The organism is Escherichia sp. MOD1-EC6021 (assembly GCF_002965245.1).
Classification (GTDB): domain Bacteria; phylum Pseudomonadota; class Gammaproteobacteria; order Enterobacterales; family Enterobacteriaceae; genus Escherichia; species Escherichia coli_F.
Map to the genome: position 1 here is coordinate 1 of NZ_PTRU01000106.1, position 670 is coordinate 670.

Consider the following 670-nt stretch of genomic DNA (forward strand, 5'->3'; position numbering starts at 1 on the left):
CTCAGCATAATCAGTGGCAGGCGAAGGAAAACCGGCCTGGCAACGATCGGCAAACAACGGTCGCACGTAACTGTCATCGCCTGAAGGGGCAGCCGGACGGTGATAAACGGTACTCATGCTGCAGGCAGCCAGCTGTCGTCCTGCCAGATTTCTTCCAGCAGATACAGGATACGTTCTTTATCCTTGTCGTTGCGGGCTCCTGTGACAGATACAGACGGGGCGCTGCCGGACGCGGTGAACAGCCCACAGGCAGCGGGGAACGGGCACCACAGGGGGGCCCTCCCGGTGCCTTCTGTAAGAGAAGGAGTGTTGTTATGTCCCGTTTTGTCCTCGGTAACTGCATTGATGTTATGGCCCGTATCCCTGATAACGCCATTGATCTCATACTTACCGACCCGCCTTACCTGGTGGGGTTCCGTGACCGTTCAGGGCGTACCATTGCAGGCGATAAAACCGATGAATGGCTGCAACCGGCCTGTAATGAAATGTTCCGCGTACTCAAAAAAGATGCGCTGATGGTCAGCTTCTACGGCTGGAACCGCGTCGATCGCTTTATGGCCGCCTGGAAAAATGCGGGATTCAGCGTTGTTGGCCACCTGGTCTTCACCAAAAACTACACATCGAAGGCCGCATATGTGGGCTATCGCCACGAATGCGCCTACATCCTGGC

The 670-nt window shown here is 56.0% G+C and carries 2 protein-coding genes and 1 pseudogene; 1 reads left to right on the forward strand and 2 read right to left on the reverse strand.

Going from position 1 to position 670, the window contains the following annotated elements; genetic code table 11:
• Together BEB54_RS28145 and BEB54_RS29875 are read right to left on the reverse strand one after the other, a co-directional pair.
• Positions 1 to 117: pseudogene (locus tag BEB54_RS28145) on the reverse strand (peptidase); the annotation flags it as partial.
• Positions 114 to 380 (reverse strand): DinI-like family protein, encoded by a 267-nt coding sequence (locus BEB54_RS29875; RefSeq protein WP_306308697.1) that lies wholly within the window; start codon positions 378 to 380, stop codon positions 114 to 116. The pseudogene BEB54_RS28145 and the gene BEB54_RS29875, both read right to left, overlap by 4 nt.
• Between BEB54_RS29875 and BEB54_RS28155 the strand changes: the two genes are divergently transcribed.
• Positions 315 to 670, forward strand: a 356-nt coding sequence (locus tag BEB54_RS28155) for a DNA methyltransferase (protein WP_096933890.1), incomplete at its 3' end; no start/stop codon positions are given. The genes BEB54_RS29875 and BEB54_RS28155 overlap by 66 nt on opposite strands.